Origin of the sequence: Polaribacter pectinis (assembly GCF_014352875.1) — a bacterium.
Classification (GTDB): domain Bacteria; phylum Bacteroidota; class Bacteroidia; order Flavobacteriales; family Flavobacteriaceae; genus Polaribacter; species Polaribacter pectinis.
The window spans coordinates 678,328-694,879 of the sequence record NZ_CP060695.1; the positions used below are offsets into that span (position 1 = coordinate 678,328).

Here is a 16,552-nt window from a genome sequence, read left to right on the forward strand (position 1 = left end):
TTTTAGACTATCTTAGTTTAAATACAATTTTTTAATTGCTTAAAAAGTAATTCAATTTCTTGTTTTATGAAAAAATCGCTATTAATAAGTTTCTTTAGTTTCTTTTCTTTTTGCTCAACATTTGCTCAAAAAAATTTAAGTGATATAGAAATTGATCTTATTAATCGTAGCTTAAATAAAAGTTATGCTTTAAAAAAATCTATTCATAAACTTTCCATCGATAGTATAGAAACGAAAGCCATTCGTCAGAATTTTATACCCACTTTAGAATTTGATGCTTTGTATGGTTATGGAGCCACCAGAATAAATGTAGATATTCCCACAGTAAAATTGCCAATTACAGGAATCGAATTATTCGAAGGCGAAACAAGGTTCGATGCTCGGAGTCAAATTTTTAATGCGAATTTAACTGCGAAAGCTCTATTGTTTTCAGGTTTGCAAGTCAGTTATGGTTCTAAAGCCTCAGAGGAGAAAATTAAAGCAAAGAATTACATGCTTACAGCAGAAAAATCGACAATAATAAAAGATGTAATAGACACTTTTAATAAAATTGAATTGTTGAGAAAATCTGAAATTGTAATTACAAAAAGCGAAGAAAGGTTAGCAAAAGAGAAGGAAAGAGTAAAAAAAGCCATCAAAAACGGACTCGCAATTCCTTATGACAGAGATAAAATTACGGCTGCCGAATTAAAATTAGCTTCTGTAAAAGTGGAGTTATATGGAAACTTAAGTTTGTTGTATTCCAAACTTTCTATGTTAACGGATGTGGCACCTTCCACCTTAGAAAAATACAAATTTCATTTACAACCTTGGGATTTAAATGGCATAGAAAACACGTTTAGCGATCGTCCAGAATTAAAAGCGTTGGAAGCTTCCATAAATGCTTATGGTTACAAATTAAAGATGAATAAAAACTCATTTTTACCGAAAGTACAAGCTTTGGCAACACTTTCTTATTCCAATTTGTTCAATGCAAGTTTAGAAACGCCTTACAGTTTACCAGGAGGCGAAAACGTAAATTTAGAGTTGAATAAACTTGAGTTATTTCCAACTTATTTTTTAGGAGTTGGTATGCATTGGGATCTTTTTAGCGGACTTAAAAACACCAATAAAACACGTATTACCAATATTGAAAAAACGATTGCAGAAGAAGAAAAAATAGATGTAGAAGAAAAACTATCTCTTTTTGCAAAAAAAATGCAAGTAGATTTTGAAGTGAAAAATCAGCAATTATTATTGAAACAAAAAGAAATGGAAGTTGCTAAAAACAGCTTAAATTTAGCAAGAAAAAGTTATAGAGAAGGTTTAATTTCTATTACGGATTTGTTAGAAACGGAAACAGAATATCAAAATTCTACACTCAATTACTACAAAAAAATTGCCAACCAACGTTTGGTAGCTTTAGATTTATTGATTTCAACAGGAAGTTTAAATGTTGAAAATTTAAAAAAATAGAAATTTATTTCATTATGAAAAACAAAAAACAACTCTTCATATTAATTATTCCGATTTTAATTGTTGTTGTGGGAATATTTTTATTAATTATACAAAAACCAAGCGAAAACGAAAATCGTGTTTTTGTAGGTTTATTTGAAACTACAGAAATTCGAGTAGCATCAGAAATTCCTGGACGCATAGAAAAAATTTATGTAAAATTAGGGGATAAAGTAAAAAAAGGACAATTATTAGCAACTATTGAAAGTGATATTTTAGATGCTAAAATAGAACAAGCAGAAGGCATGTTCGATGCTGCAAAATCTGTAAACCAAAAAGCAAATTTTGGCGCAAGAAAACAAGAAGTTGCTGCCGCTGAAGATTCCTATAAAATGGCGCAAAGTCAATATAAATATGCTGAAAAATCGTTTAAAAGATTAGAAGTTATGTCTAAAGATAGTTTAATTTCTGCCCAAAAAATGGACGAGATTACATTTAAAAGAGATGCAGCTTTCGACCAAATGAACGCCGCAAAACTTATTTTCGAAATGGCAAAAGAAGGCGCAAGAATTGAAGATAAAAAAGCATCAAAAGGACAAATGAACGCTGCTGGTGGAATGGTAAATGAAGCTAAAGCTTATTATAAAGAATTAGAAATTTATGCACCAGTTTCTGGTGAAATTTCATCGAAATTAGCTGAGAAAAGTGAAGTAATGCCTGCTGGTTATCCTATTTTTACTGTACAAAAATTAGAAGATATTTATGCCGTAATTCATGTAAGAGAAGATTTTTTACAGAATTTCTCTATGGGAACAGAAGTTTCAGGAAAATTACCTGCTTTTAATAACAATTCTCATCAATTTAAAGTGACTTATATAGCACCAATGGCAGATTTTGCAGATTGGATTCCTACAGCAGATAAGGGGAGATTAGACATGAAAACCTTTGAAATTCATTTAACTCCAATTGAGAAAATCGAAAATTTACGACCAGGTATGAGTTTAAATATTAAACTTTGAGAATTATACTAAAAATAATTATTAGAGAGCTGTTTCGGTTGAAAAAAAGACCTGCAGCTTGGGTGCTTTTATTGGTAATTCCTATTGGAGTTTTCTTTTATTTGGGCGCTATTTACGAAAAAGGAGCTATTGAAAAGGTTCCAATTGCGGTTTTAGATTTAGATCATTCAGGTTTAAGTAGAAAAGTAATAAATAATGTAGAAGCTTCTCCGAAATTAAACATTGTTAAATTTTTAAATTCAAAAGATAATATTGAAGAGGTTTTTATTGAAAACCCTGACATTAAAGGATTTTATCTAATTCCAAAAGACTTTCAGAAAAATATATTTAGAGGAAATCAAGAGAAATTGATTGTTTATACCAATTCTTCAAACATTATTTACGGGAATTTACTTTTTAAGGAAGCTGCTACTTTTATAAATACAATGTCTGCAGGAATTAATTTGAATACTTTTAAAACACTTGGTATTCCACATGAAAAAGCAGAAAAAATGGTGATGCCAATTAAGGTAATTTCTAAACCTTTATTCAACTCACATTATAATTATTTATATTATTTAATTCCGGGTTTAACAACGGTTTTATTGCAAATGATTGTTTTCTTTTTGGCTGCAAGATCTGTAAATTCAGAATACACAAATAACACATTCAACGATTTAATAGTACTTTCAAATGGTAGTATTTTTAGAATAATTTTAGGAAAATTACTCACTTATACATTATTAGGTTTTGTGGTAGCTGTTTTTATATTCTCGGTTGTGCATCCACTTTTAGGTATTCCAGCAAGTGTAAATATTTTACCATTTTTATGGGTTATTTTGGTATTTGTTTTGGCAAATGCAATGTTAGGAATTATGATTTCTACCATTTTTAAGAATGAAGCCATTGCAATGGATGTTTCTTTTGTTTACAATTCCCCTGCGTTTGTATTTAGTGGTTTTACATTCCCAATTATGGCAATGCCAGCTTTTGATGCTTGGTATGCTCAAATAATTCCTTACACACATTTCTTAAATGCGTTTTTAAAAGGTTTAGAAATGAGCACACCTTTTTCTTTTTTAGCGCAACCTGTAATAAATTTACTGCTTTTCTTTTTAGTAGGTTATACTGTAACCATTAGTATGCTATTATTTCAAAAAAATAAAGCAACCGCATGAAAAAATGGATAACTGCCTTAAAAAATGAATTGTCTTTAATTTTTGAAGACAAAAGCGTCTTGCTTACTTGTTTGGTGGCTCCGATTTTGTATGCTTTTTTTATTGGCTCTATTTATTCAGAAAAAGAGGTTTCAGAAATACCAATTGCTGTTGTAGATTACGATCATTCCAATTTATCGAGAAAAGTTTCTCAATTGATAAACACTTCAGAAAAAGTTGCTATTCAAGGACATTATTCTTCTTTAGAGGAAGCAATGTTTCAATTTAATAATCTAAAAGTTCAAGGAATTGTTATTCTGCCAAACAATTTTCAGAAAAAAACGATGAATTTAGACGGTTCTCATGTAGAACTCATTTTAAATAATACCAAGTTTTTAACGTCCAACGAAATTAACAAATCAGTACAAAAAGTTATGTTAACAGTTTCTGGTGGCGTTAGAATGCAATATTTTATATCGAATAATATTCCTGTTGAAATTGCCAAACAAAAGGCACAACCTATAATGCCTGTTATAAAATCTATTTATAATGCAACCAATAATTATGGCGATTATTTGTTACCCATTTTATTGATTTTAATTTTGCAACAAACTTTAGTAATTGGTTTTGGACAAAGTGTGGTTCACGAATTTAAAAATGGAGTTTTAAAAGATACAGGAAAATTTACTTTTTATAATTTTATTGGAGTTCTTTCAGCAAAGAGTTTTTATTATGTAATTCTATATACAGCCTATTTCTTTTTGTTTTATAAATTAGTATTTCCACACTTTTCATTAAGCTTTAATGGTGCTATTTTGTTGCATTTATTGCTAAGTTTTTTGTTTATTTCTGTTGTTATTTTATACACAATATTGTTTGCTTCCTTCTTTAAAACTCCAATTGGTTGGACAGAGGTTTTGGCATTTTCTACCTATCCATTATTCTTAGTTTCTGGCTATTCTTGGCCCATAGAAGCAATGCCAAATGCATTACAATTATTCGCAAATATATTACCATCCACACCATATTTTAAGGTTTTTAATGCATTAGCCACAGAAGTGGCAACCCTTGGTAATATTACTGATGGTTTTATTCATTTATTGGTTTTGCTATTAGTTGGGTATTTATTGTTGTATGTGAGATTTTGGTTTTTAAAACGAAAATCATAATAACGTAATAATTAATAGTAAAGTCTGATAAAAAAATGGAAGTATTTTCTATAAATATTGATGACAGTTGGTGTTTTATCAATATTATTCCTAACAAATTTATCTATTTGAGTTAAGAATTAGTTGGATAGGAAACAAATGCTCTTAACATAACATATATCTTTGAAAGATAAGTTGAAATTTAATTTCATGAACGTTAATTCAAATAAAATATATGTTAGATAAAAAACAATACAGTCCAGAAAAATTAGAGCAATTCAAAGTAATTATAGAAGAAGATTTAAAAACTACAGAAGAAGAATTGGCGAAGTTCGAAACAAATTTAAAAGAACAAAAACAACGTTTGGCAAATGCTAATGTAGACTTTAACCAAACAAGTAAACACTCTCAACAACAAGCAAAAAACGAACAACTAAAAAAACGTTTAGAAAAAAAAGAAAGTGAATTAAAATCTGCTTTGCAACGCATAGAAAATAAGGTTTATGGAGTTTGCGATAAAACTGGTCAGTTGATTAGAGAAGAAAGATTGTCGGCAAATCCTACTGCAAGATTCGATATTTTACCAAAAGAAGATTAAAATGATAAAATGTTGTTGAAACAATTATAATTTAATCATTTTTTATTCAGTTACTTTAGTTATTATTTTTATCTAAAAAAATCTTTTAACTAAACTATAAGTTTTGTGAGGTAAGAACATTTAAGGGTTTATAAAGCTTAACTCAATATCACATTCATCTGTAGTTTGTTTTTATTAATAAAAAATTAGCTTACTTTCGAAAAAAAAATATCTACGGATATTTAAATTGAAAGGATGGGCATGAAAAGTGACAAATTTATAATCTCTCTTTATTTAATTATTTCCATATTTATTACATTTTCTATTTATAAAGATTATGGAATAAGTACAGATGAAGTTGTACAACGTGGTACAGCTAAAATAAATATGTCTTATGTTTTTAAAGGTAATAAATCTCTTAAAACATGGATGGATAGGGATTATGGGGTAGTTTTTGAAGCTCCTTTAGTTATATTAGAAGAAATTTTTAATTGGGAAAAACCTGGTGGAGATGAAAGAAATATCTATGCTTATAGGCACTTAATAACACATTTATTTTATATAGTTGGTGGTGTATTTCTTTACTTATTAATTTCTCAATTATTCAATTCAAAAATTTATGGAGTTTTAGCATTATTTCTATACATGTTAAATCCCAGAATTTACGCACATTCTTTTATAAACTCAAAGGATATTCCTTTAATGGCAATGTTTATTATATGTTTCTATGTTTTTATAAAGTTTATAAAAAAAAGGAGTTTTAAAAACATTCTATTGCTTTCTTTAGTTAGTGCGCTCTTAATTAATATTAGAATAGTTGGGGTGCTGTTTCCAATAGCAGTAATTGCATATCTATTTATTTTTGATTATTTAGATTTTAAATTCAATAACATAAAAAGTACGTTTAAAAACAGCGCGTTGTATTTTTTTATTACAGCGTTTTTTGTTTACTTATTTTGGCCAAATTTATGGGCGAATCCAATAGATAACTTTCTTCAATCATTTACTAACATGTCGCATTTTAGACATAATCCTTTTGAGTTAACTTATGGAGAAATGATTAGAGCAACAGATGATAAAAGTTATTTTTTTAAATGGTTTTTTATATCTAATCCTTTTTTATATTTAGTTTATGGTTGTTTGGGTATATTACTACTTACAATATCTGTATTAAAAACAAAAGGTGCTTTTTTAGTAACAAAAGAAACCAGATATATCGCTTTTTTAAGCTCATTTTTTGTGTTAACTATAGCAATAGTTTTATTAAAAAACTCTGTAATTTATAATAGTTGGAGGCAATTGTTTTTCTTGTATCCAAGTTTTATTATTTTTATTATTTTCTTTATCTATTATTTTAGGGACAAACAAATTCATAAATACTTAATATTTTCTTTAATTATTTATCAAGTTTTTGTACTTAAAAAACAATATTCATTACATCCTTATCAAACAGTTTATTTTAATGAATTTGTTAGTTCAAAAGAAAATTATAGAGCTAAAAATTTTAAGCTAGATTATTGGGGACATTCTTATAAAGAAGCATTAGAGACATTGGTTAGTTTAGATGATTCTGAAGAAATAAAAGTGGTTTTTTCTGGCCTTATTGGTTTTCAAAATGCTAAAACATTGCCTTTAAAAGATAAAAAAAGGATTGTTAGGAGCGAAAATATTGAAGATGCAGATTATTTTATCACTAATAATTATTTAGAAGCAATTAAAATTGACGATAATAAACTTATTTTTAAGATTATTAGAGACAACAGCCCAATAATATCTATGTTTAAGTTAAAATAATGAAAACTTGTATAATTATTCCATGCTATAATGAAGAGAAAAGACTTCCTACAAAGACTTTTTTAAAATTTATACAAAACAAGGATATCCATTTTTGTTTTGTAAATGATGGCAGTAGCGATAATACAATAGATGTTTTAAATTCAATTAAAATAAAAGAGCCAGATAAAGTACTTGTTATAAATAATAATAAAAATGTAGGTAAAGCAGAAGCAATTAGAGAAGCTGTATTAGAACTCTATAACTTAAAGTTATACGATTACATTGGTTTTTTTGATGCAGATTTGGCAACACCATTATTTGAAATTGAAAACCTTCGCAATTATTTCATTATAAATGATAGTTTGATTTTGGTTATGGGGTCAAGAATAAAAAGAATGGGAGCAAATGTAAATAGAAAATTCCATCGTTTTTTATTCGGTAGAATTTTTGCAACTATAATTAGTGCTAATGTTCTAAAATTACCAGTATATGACACGCAATGTGGTGCTAAACTATTTTCTACAAAAATTCCTGTTGCAGTTTTTAATGATAAATTTATAACAAAATGGTTGTTTGATGTAGAACTAATTATTAGAATAAAGAAATTATTTGGAAACGATATAATCGAAAAAATAGTTGAGTATCCATTATTAGAATGGGTTGAAAAAGGTGAATCTAAAGTTAAATTCACCGATTTTTTAAATACCCCAAAAGAAATATTAAAAATTAAAAGAAAATATAAATAAGTAATATAAATATATTTTCTAATCCAAAACATTTATAAACAAACCCAACTTTTTATTTCCTAACAATTAAACTTTGATTATTTTTATCAAAATTTAGTTTTCATGAGTAAGCAGGAAGAATTTTTTGAATTCATTAATGAGGGTTATAAAACCAAAGGAGATTTTATAGAATTAGGTGCAGCAATGTTAGGAGAAGAAACCATAACAGATGCCATTGTAAAAATTCCTTTAAAAACCTTAAATAGACATGGTTTAATAGCTGGCGCAACAGGAACAGGAAAAACAAAAACACTACAAGTTTTAGCGGAAAATTTATCAGAAAAAGGAATTCCTGTGCTATTAATGGACATTAAAGGAGATCTTTCTGGTTTGGCGCAGCCAAGTCCTGGACACGCAAAAATTGATGAACGTCATGCAAAAATTGGTTTCCCTTTTGAAGCTAAAAAGTTCCCAATAGAAATTTTAACAATTTCTGAACAAGATGGAACAAAAATGCGTGCAACTATATCAGAGTTTGGTCCAGTTTTATTATCAAGAATTTTAGATTTGTCTGAAACGCAAAGTGGAATTGTAGCTATTATATTTAAATATTGCGACGATAATAAGTTACCACTTTTGGATATAAAAGATTTCAAAAAAGTTCTGCATTATGTTACCAACGAAGGTAAAGAAGAAATTCAGAATGAATATGGACGAATCTCATCTTCTTCTACAGGGGCAATTCTGCGTAAAATTATAGAAATAGAACAACAAGGAGGAGATTTATTTTTTGGTGAAAAATCTTTCGAAGTAGAAGATTTAACTAGAGTAGACGAAAACGGAAGAGGAATTATTTCTGTGTTGCGTTTAACAGATATTCAAGACAAACCAAAATTGTTCTCTACATTTATGTTGCAATTATTGGCAGAAGTATATGAAACTTTTCCAGAACAAGGAGATTCAGGAAGACCAGAATTAATCATTTTTATAGATGAAGCACATTTGGTTTTCGAAGAAGCTTCAAAAGCACTATTAAACCAAATAGAAAGTATTGTAAAACTGATTCGTTCTAAAGGAATTGGCTTGTATTTTGTAACTCAAAACCCAAAAGATGTTCCAGAAGATATTTTAGCACAATTAGGTTTAAAAGTGCAACATGCATTAAGAGCATTTACTGCAAAAGATAGAAAAGCGATTAAGTTGGCTGCAGAAAATTACCCAAGTTCAGATTATTACGACACTAAAGATGTTTTAACAAAATTAGGAATTGGAGAAGCATTTGTTTCCGTTTTAAACGAAAAAGGAATTCCAACACCTTTAGCAAGAACTATGTTGCGTGCACCAATGAGTAGAATGGATGTACTTACAGAAAAAGAAATAAGTCAGGTTATAAATAATTCTAGATTAACACATAAATACAATCAAGAATTAGATAGAGAAAGTGCCTACGAAATGCTAAACTCAAAAATTGATAAAATAAATTTAGCAGAAGAAAAAGCTATTAAAAAAGCTGCAGAAGAAAAAGAAAAAGAGAAGAGAGCAAAAGAAAGAGAAGCAGAAAAACAAAGAGAAGAAAAAGCAACAAGAAGAACGTATTCTAGAAGAAGTACAAGACAAAATCCAATAGTTAAAGTGCTTACAAGTGCAACTTTTATTAGAGCGGCATTCGGCATATTAAAGAAAGTTTTAAAATAACAAATTAGTAAAAAGAACGTTTAATAAACGTATTTAAACCAAACAAAAATGATTAAAAAAAACGCTTTTAGAGCAATATTAGTTGTATTTACATTAGTATTAGTAAGTTGTAGTAATAATGATAAATTTAAAATTGAAAAAGGAAAAGTTGGTCCTTTAACACAAAAAACAACAATGTTAGAATTAGATAATATTTTTAAGAATGATTCTATTGTAAAAAATTTAAGTGAAGGAGCTTTGGGAGACAATTATTTTCAAGATGATGATGAGTATTTAATCTACGAAAAAGGAGGGAAGCATTTATTAACAATAATGCCTAAAGAACAATTAGATTCTACTTCAACTATAAAAAGTATCGAAATTCATGATGCACGTTTTAAAACAACTTCAGACATTCATTTAGGTTCAACTTTTGCTGAAATTAATTTGGTAAATAAGCCAAGAGTAGAAACTACTTTGTCTTCAGTAACTTTATTTTTAGACGATATAAATGCAACAATTGCTATTGATAAGGAAGAATTAGGGTTAAAAAATTTAAGTCCTCAAAAAGTTACATTAGAGCAGATTCCAGATTTAGCAAAAATGAAATCTTTTGTAGTTTGGTTTAATTAGGGCATATTGCGTAAAACGCAACCGCGCTTTTCGCTGTATCTTTTTAGTGAAAAACTAAAAAGGATGTCGCTTCAATTGCTTACGCAGAATGTAATTCATTTTAATCAAGTAAGTGAAAAGGCATCTCAAAAAAGATTCTTAAATTAATTTAATTGAAAATATACTCTATAGAAAATAGCGAAAGAGAAATTCTACAACCAAATTCTGAATTTGAAAGGAGAATAATTTTGCAATATTATTTAGATAACGATATTTTAATTAACAATAAAGAAAGAGAAATTCTACTTAAATGTACAGTTTCAGAACCAGAATCTATTGGAATAATTGGTTGTTTATTAAAAGATAAAAATCATATAAACATATTAAGGTTAGCAATTGGCGCTAAAAATAAATCTAATAAAAAATTAGCAAAAAAATCTATTTCATATTTTACACAAAATGAATTAGAAAATGCAGATAATTTTTATTCATTTGAAAAAGATTTTGATCTTTTTAATGAAATTGAAAGAGTTGTAGAAAGAGAGTATAATGTTTTATATTATTAAATAATGAAAAAATACACAATTCAGAAATCACCATTTATTGTTCCAACAACAGATGGTAAGTTAATAGAAGAACATTTTGGGAATGCAACTGATAAAAACACGCAAATAAGTATTGCTCACATGGTTGCACCATCTGGTTGGAGTGAGCCTTTTCAAACTCCAGAATTCGAAGAGTATACTTATATCATTAAAGGTAAAAAACAATTTATTATAGAAGGAGAAACAGTAGTTTTAGAAGCTGGACAATCCATAAGAATAGAAAAAAATACGAGAGTCCAATACTCCAATCCTTTTGAAGAGAAATGTGAATACCTTGCTATTTGTTTGCCAGCTTTTTCAATGGATTTGGTAAATAGAGAAGAAATATAAATACGTTAATTTTATCATAAATAAAGTATTTTATAGTACTTATCTTGTTGGTTTTACTAAATTTCTACAACAAAAATCAACAATTTATGAAACTTCAAACCATTTTATTGATCTTTTTTTGCATGTCTTTTTTTTCGATTTTATCCCAAGAAAAAGAAAATTTTACTTTTGAAACTTCAAAAGAAAATCCTTTTGGTAAATACAACCCTGAAGCTCCTAAACAACTCCTAGATTACAAAGATTTAATAGGCGAATGCAATTGCATATCAGAATCTAGAAACCCAGATGGTACTTGGGCAAAACCTACAAAAATGATTTGGAGTTGGAAATATATTATGAACGGAACTGCTGTACAAGATGAAACCTTAAAGGAAGATGGAATACATTCTGGAAGCATTCGTCAATATAACAAGGATAGTCTGCATTGGAATGTTCATTATTATTCTTCAGCAAATATTTCATCAACTTTATCAGTTTGGAATGGGAATAAGAATAAAGAAGGAAAAATAGTTTTGTATAAGAAGCAAAAAGCTCCAAATGGCGCTGAAGGTTTTTCTAGACTTACTTTTTATGACATTGATAAAAAAGGCTACAAATGGATTGGAGAATGGGTTGATAAATCAGAGAAAATAGTTTTTCCTTTTTGGAAAATTTCTTGTGTAAAATAGGTTATGAGTTAATTAAAAATTTAATAATTATAGTTTTATATTCTATTAATCTATAAATTGCCTTAAAATTCATTAAATGAAAGCCACTATTGCTCCAAGAACTATAAGACAAATATTTGTTTTATTATTAATTCTTTTTATTGCTGTATTAATTTTTAGAGAGTTAATGCCATATTTATCTGGTGTTTTAGGCGCAATAACCATATATGTTCTTTTAAGAAGATGGATGGTTCTTTTAGTGAAAAAAAAATGGAGCCCAGATTTGGCAGCGGCTTTTTTAATGTTGCTTTCCTTTGTTTGTATATTATTACCTGTTGCAGGAATTCTTATTATGTTAGGTAACAAAATTGGAGATGCTGTAACAAATTCAGAACAAGTAGTAGAAGCTTTTAAAAGTCAAATGGGTATTATAGAAGGTAAAATTGGTTTCGATATTACGTCTAGCATAGATGTTTCTGAAATTTCTACTTGGATTACCAATAATTTACAAGGTTTTGCAGGAAGTACTTTCAATATTTTTATAGCAATTGGTTTAATGTACTTTATGTTATATTATATGTTAACAAATCGTTCTGAATTAAGAAATTCATTATACGAATACATACCAATTAGTGAAAAGAACCTAAAAATTATAGGAACAGAATCTCAAGCAATGGTTCGTTCTAATGCAATTGGTATTCCTTTAGTAGCTATTGCACAAGGAATAATTGCTTTGATAGGTTTTTTAATTTTTGGTATTACAGATCCTTTTTTCTGGTTTGTAATTGTAACAGTAGGTTCTATGATTCCGTTTGTAGGAACTTTAATAGGAATCTTACCAGTTTTTATCTTAACACTTTCTACAGGAAGCGAATTTTCTGCTTGGGGAATTTTAATTTATGGTTTGGTAGTTGTAGGTTCTACAGACAATATTATAAGATTATTTGTTCTAAAAAAATTAGATAATGTACATCCTTTAATAACGTTAATTGGAGTAATTGTAGGAGTTCCTTTATTTGGATTTATTGGGCTAATTTTTGGACCTCTATTAATAAGTTTGTTTTTGGTAATTGTAAGGATTTACAAAAAAGAATTCGGAGCAAAAAAAGACAGAAAAGCCGTTTTATAAAGATGATTATAAGCTAAAATTAATGTTCATTTTTACTAACTTTAGCTTTAAATTTTTCTAATTTTTTGTTTTTCTTTTTATCTATATAATGTCTTAAAACACCTCCTTTTACACTGTTTACATCAAATTCTACAATAAAAGCTTCAGGGTCTATTTTATGTACTATTCTATACATTTTTTTAATATCGATTCTGTTTATTATGGAATGAATAATATCAAAATCTTCTGTTTTACCTTTGCTACCAAAACCAGAAGAACCTTTGTAAACCGTTAAACCTGTTCCTAATTCTTCTAAAATGGCAATTTTAATAAGGTTAAATTTTTTAGATACAATAGTTACACCAATAAAATCTTCGAAACCTTCTATAACAGTGTCTGTAACTTTTGCCGCAATAATGTAAGTAAGAATAGAGTAGAGCGCAACTTCTACAGAAACTACAAATGCGGTAATACTGAATAAAATAATATTAAAGAATAGCACTATTTTTCCAATGCTTATTCCAAATTTATCGTTTAAATAAATCCCTAAAATTTCTGAACCATCTAAAACAGAACCATTTCTAATTGCAATACCAATACCAGAACCAACTAACAATCCACCAAATATGGATATTAATAACTTATCTTCTGTAATGGTTTGAAAGTTTTCAAAATGTATTAATAAAGCAACACCTAAAATACTGATAATAGATTTTACAACAATTCTTTTAGATACGGTAAAAAAACCCAGCACTAAAAATGGAATACTAAAAAGAACTAATAAGTATGACATATTTATATCTACTTGTGTTCTAACTAAAAGTGCAATACCTGTTACGCCACCATCTAAAAATCCATTAGGTAATAAAAATGCTTTTAAACCTAAACTTGTTAAAAGTATTCCTATTAATATTTGAAAATATTCAGATAAATAATTTGCACTTTCTTTGTTGTCCATATTTTAGTTTCTTCTTTGGCAAGCTAAAAGAGTGTTTTTTAGTAGCATTGCAATTGTCATAGGGCCAACTCCACCAGGAACAGGAGTGATAAAAGCAGATTTTTCTGCTACTTCATTAAAAGCAACATCTCCAACTAATCTATATCCGTTTTTCTTGCTAGAATCTGCCATTCTTGTAATACCAACATCAATAATAGTTACATTATCTTTAACCATATCTGCTTTTACAAATTCTGGAATTCCAATTGCGGCAACTATAATATCTGCTTTTAAAGTAAATTCTTTTAAATTTTTAGTTCTACTGTGGCACATAGCAACAGTTGCGTTACCAACCTTTCTTTTTTGAGATAATAAAATACTCATTGGGCTACCAACAATATGACTTCTACCTAAAACAACAACATGTTTTCCTGAAGTTTCAACATTATATCTGTCCAATAATTCTAAAATTCCAAAAGGCGTTGCAGAAATAAATGTAGGTAAATTTAATGCCATTTTTCCAACATTTGTTGGATGAAATCCATCCACATCTTTTTCTGGATCTACAGCCATTAATACTTTTTGCTCATCTATATGTTTTGGTAATGGAAGTTGTACAATAAAACCATCAATATCATTATCAATATTTAAAATGGCAATTTCATTTAATAATTCTTCTTCTGTTGTTTCTTCTGGTAATCTTATTAATGTAGACTCAAAACCAACACGTTCACAAGCTTTTACTTTAGCATTTACATAAGTAATACTTGCTCCATCATTACCAACTATTATTGCTGCTAAATGTGGTGTTCTTTTATCGTTATTTTTTAATTCTCTAACTTCTAAAGCAATTTCTTCTTTAATATCCGCAGCTGTTTTTTTTCCGTCTAATAAAATCATTTGTTAATAGTATAGTTGTGTGTTGTTGTATTTTGTTAAATAAAAAAGAGACAAACATTGTTTATCTCTTTAAAATATTATTTCATTCCTTTCATCATTTGCATCATCTTTTTGCCACCACCACCTTGCATCATTTTCATCATCTTGCTCATTTGGTTAAATTGCTTCATTAACTGGTTTACTTCATTAACAGAAGTTCCAGAACCTTTTGCAATTCTCTTTTTTCTACTTGCGTTTATACTTGTTGGTGTACTTCTTTCAGATGGAGTCATAGAATGAATTATTGCTTCAATTCCTTTAAAAGCATCATCATCAATATCAACATCTTTCATTGCTTTTCCAGCTCCAGGAATCATGCCCATAAGGTCTTTCATGCTTCCCATTTTTTTAATTTGCTGAATCTGACTTAAGAAATCATCGAAACCAAATTGATTTTTGGCAATCTTTTTCTGTAATTTTCTAGCTTCTTCTTCGTCATATTGGTCTTGAGCTCTTTCAACAAGAGAAATAACATCTCCCATTCCAAGAATTCTGTCTGCCATTCTATCTGGATGAAAAATATCAATAGCATCCATTTTTTCTCCTGTACCAATAAACTTAATAGGTTTATCAACCACAGATTTTATAGAAAGTGCAGCACCACCTCTTGTATCACCATCTAATTTTGTTAGAACAACTCCATCAAAATTTAAAATATCGTTAAAAGCTTTTGCAGTATTAACAGCATCTTGCCCTGTCATAGAATCTACAACAAACAATGTTTCTTGTGGCTGTATTGCTTTATGAATGTTAGAAATTTCATTCATCATTTCTTCATCAACAGCCAAACGTCCGGCAGTATCTATAATTACAACATTTTTACCATTAGCTTTGGCATGTTTTATTGCATTTTTAGAAATTTCTACAGGATTGTTATTACCAACTTCTGCATATACTTCAACACCAATTTGTTCTCCAACAACTTGTAATTGATTAATTGCAGCAGGTCTATAGACATCACAACCAACCAAAAGTACTTGTTTTGCTTTTTTTGTTTTTAAGAAGTTAGCTAATTTACCAGAAAAAGTAGTTTTACCAGAACCTTGTAAACCAGACATTAAAATTACAGTTGGCGAACCACCTAAATTTACACCTACAGTTTCACCTCCCATTAATTCAGTTAGTTGATCTTTAACTAACTTTACCATTAATTGTCCTGGGTTTAATGTTGTTAAAACATCTTGACCAAGTGCTTCTGTTTGTACTTTTTTGGTAAATTCTTTGGCAATTTTAAAGTTAACATCGGCATCTAATAACGCTCTTCTAACTTCTTTTAAAGTTTCTGCAACGTTTACTTCTGTTATTCTACCATGCCCTTTTAAGGTGTGTAAGGCTTTATCTAACTTATCGCTTAAATTACTAAACATAATTTTGTGTTCTTTTTTGGAAGCACAAATATAATAATTAGTGATTAGTTGTTAGTGATTAGTTGATAGTTTTTTTAGTCTTTTGTCTTTAAAAATAGACTTGTAAAGAAGTTTATTAAATGTACAAATATCGAAAGTAGAAAAATTAGAAAAGAGAAAATAATAATAGTGCTAGAATTTGCAATATTATCTAAAAGAGTAGAGTTATTATTACCAAGTAACCAATTCCAATTATTTGAGGTTAATAAAAGCGTTAGAGCTATTGTTTGAAGAATTAAATGAATAATTGTTAACCATTTTTTCGAAGGTTTTTCTGCCCAAAAAAGTGAGAAATAGTTAATGCCAATCATTGCAAAAAAAGTAGCTGAAAATAAATATAAATGATACTTTTCCATTACAAAGTATGTATTATAAATGTTAACATCAATTACTTTATCTCCACTTAAAAAAGCAATTATTATAAATACAGGAACTAACCCAAAGAAGAAAAGATGAGGTTTTGCAATAATTTTCTTCAT

17 protein-coding genes are annotated in these 16,552 nt (G+C 28.4%); 13 read left to right on the top strand and 4 right to left on the bottom strand.

The genetic code is table 11. The features are described 5' to 3' along the window. Positions 1-66 precede the first annotated feature (66 nt). From H9W90_RS03210 to H9W90_RS03270, 13 genes are all read left to right on the top strand, one after another. Positions 67-1,455, top strand: a complete 1,389-nt coding sequence (locus H9W90_RS03210) for a TolC family protein (protein ID WP_187483024.1) — start codon at positions 67-69, stop codon at positions 1,453-1,455. Positions 1,456-1,469: 14 nt separating this feature from the next. Next, entirely contained in the window at positions 1,470-2,453 is a 984-nt protein-coding gene (locus tag H9W90_RS03215) for an HlyD family secretion protein (protein WP_187483025.1), read from the top strand. A 38-nt stretch (positions 2,454-2,491) separates the two neighbouring features. Continuing rightward, positions 2,492-3,610, top strand: a complete 1,119-nt coding sequence (locus tag H9W90_RS03220) for an ABC transporter permease (RefSeq protein ID WP_187483026.1) — start codon at positions 2,492-2,494, stop codon at positions 3,608-3,610. Then, the gene (locus tag H9W90_RS03225; protein ID WP_187483027.1) at positions 3,607-4,758 is read left to right on the top strand and encodes an ABC transporter permease; all 1,152 of its coding nucleotides are present in this window, start codon (positions 3,607-3,609) and stop codon (positions 4,756-4,758) included. Before H9W90_RS03220 ends, H9W90_RS03225 begins: the two co-directional genes overlap by 4 nt. A 214-nt stretch (positions 4,759-4,972) precedes the next feature. Then, positions 4,973-5,335: a TraR/DksA family transcriptional regulator gene (locus H9W90_RS03230; protein ID WP_187483028.1), complete on the top strand. Its 363-nt coding sequence runs from the start codon at positions 4,973-4,975 to the stop codon at positions 5,333-5,335. 240 nt (positions 5,336-5,575) lie between these two features. Continuing rightward, on the top strand, positions 5,576-7,108 hold the full coding sequence (locus H9W90_RS03235) for a glycosyltransferase family 39 protein (protein ID WP_187483029.1): 1,533 nt from the start codon (positions 5,576-5,578) through the stop codon (positions 7,106-7,108). Continuing rightward, positions 7,108-7,836 (top strand): glycosyltransferase, encoded by a 729-nt coding sequence (locus H9W90_RS03240; protein ID WP_222934233.1) that lies wholly within the window; start codon positions 7,108-7,110, stop codon positions 7,834-7,836. The genes H9W90_RS03235 and H9W90_RS03240 overlap by 1 nt, the downstream gene beginning before the upstream one ends. Before the next feature lie 102 nt (positions 7,837-7,938). Next, entirely contained in the window at positions 7,939-9,510 is a 1,572-nt protein-coding gene (locus H9W90_RS03245) for a helicase HerA-like domain-containing protein (RefSeq protein ID WP_187483030.1), read from the top strand. A gap of 48 nt (positions 9,511-9,558) precedes the next feature. Further along, entirely contained in the window at positions 9,559-10,122 is a 564-nt protein-coding gene (locus H9W90_RS03250; RefSeq protein WP_187483031.1) for a hypothetical protein, read from the top strand. Positions 10,123-10,274: 152 nt separating this feature from the next. Then, complete coding sequence (locus tag H9W90_RS03255) at positions 10,275-10,667, top strand: hypothetical protein (protein WP_187483032.1); 393 nt, start codon at positions 10,275-10,277, stop codon at positions 10,665-10,667. 3 nt (positions 10,668-10,670) lie between these two features. Further along, on the top strand, positions 10,671-11,036 hold the full coding sequence (locus H9W90_RS03260) for a cupin domain-containing protein (protein ID WP_187483033.1): 366 nt from the start codon (positions 10,671-10,673) through the stop codon (positions 11,034-11,036). Positions 11,037-11,122: 86 nt separating this feature from the next. Continuing rightward, complete coding sequence (locus H9W90_RS03265) at positions 11,123-11,704, top strand: hypothetical protein (protein WP_187483034.1); 582 nt, start codon at positions 11,123-11,125, stop codon at positions 11,702-11,704. Positions 11,705-11,780: 76 nt separating this feature from the next. Next, positions 11,781-12,812 carry an AI-2E family transporter gene (locus tag H9W90_RS03270; protein ID WP_187483035.1) on the top strand — a complete coding sequence of 344 codons (1,032 nt, stop codon included), beginning with the start codon at positions 11,781-11,783 and terminating at the stop codon, positions 12,810-12,812. A gap of 19 nt (positions 12,813-12,831) precedes the next feature. Here H9W90_RS03270 and H9W90_RS03275 read toward each other — a convergent pair whose 3' ends face one another. The 4 genes from H9W90_RS03275 to H9W90_RS03290 all read right to left on the bottom strand — a co-directional run bounded on the left by H9W90_RS03275 (position 12,832) and on the right by H9W90_RS03290 (position 16,552). Beyond that, positions 12,832-13,749, bottom strand: a complete 918-nt coding sequence (locus H9W90_RS03275; protein ID WP_187483036.1) for a YitT family protein — start codon at positions 13,747-13,749, stop codon at positions 12,832-12,834. Positions 13,750-13,752: 3 nt separating this feature from the next. Continuing rightward, complete coding sequence (folD, locus tag H9W90_RS03280) at positions 13,753-14,628, bottom strand: bifunctional methylenetetrahydrofolate dehydrogenase/methenyltetrahydrofolate cyclohydrolase FolD (RefSeq protein ID WP_187483037.1); 876 nt, start codon at positions 14,626-14,628, stop codon at positions 13,753-13,755. Positions 14,629-14,705: 77 nt separating this feature from the next. Then, positions 14,706-16,034, bottom strand: coding sequence for a signal recognition particle protein (gene ffh, locus H9W90_RS03285; RefSeq protein ID WP_187483038.1), 1,329 nt, complete (start codon positions 16,032-16,034; stop codon positions 14,706-14,708). A 74-nt stretch (positions 16,035-16,108) separates the two neighbouring features. Then, positions 16,109-16,552, bottom strand: a complete 444-nt coding sequence (locus H9W90_RS03290; protein WP_187483039.1) for a hypothetical protein — start codon at positions 16,550-16,552, stop codon at positions 16,109-16,111.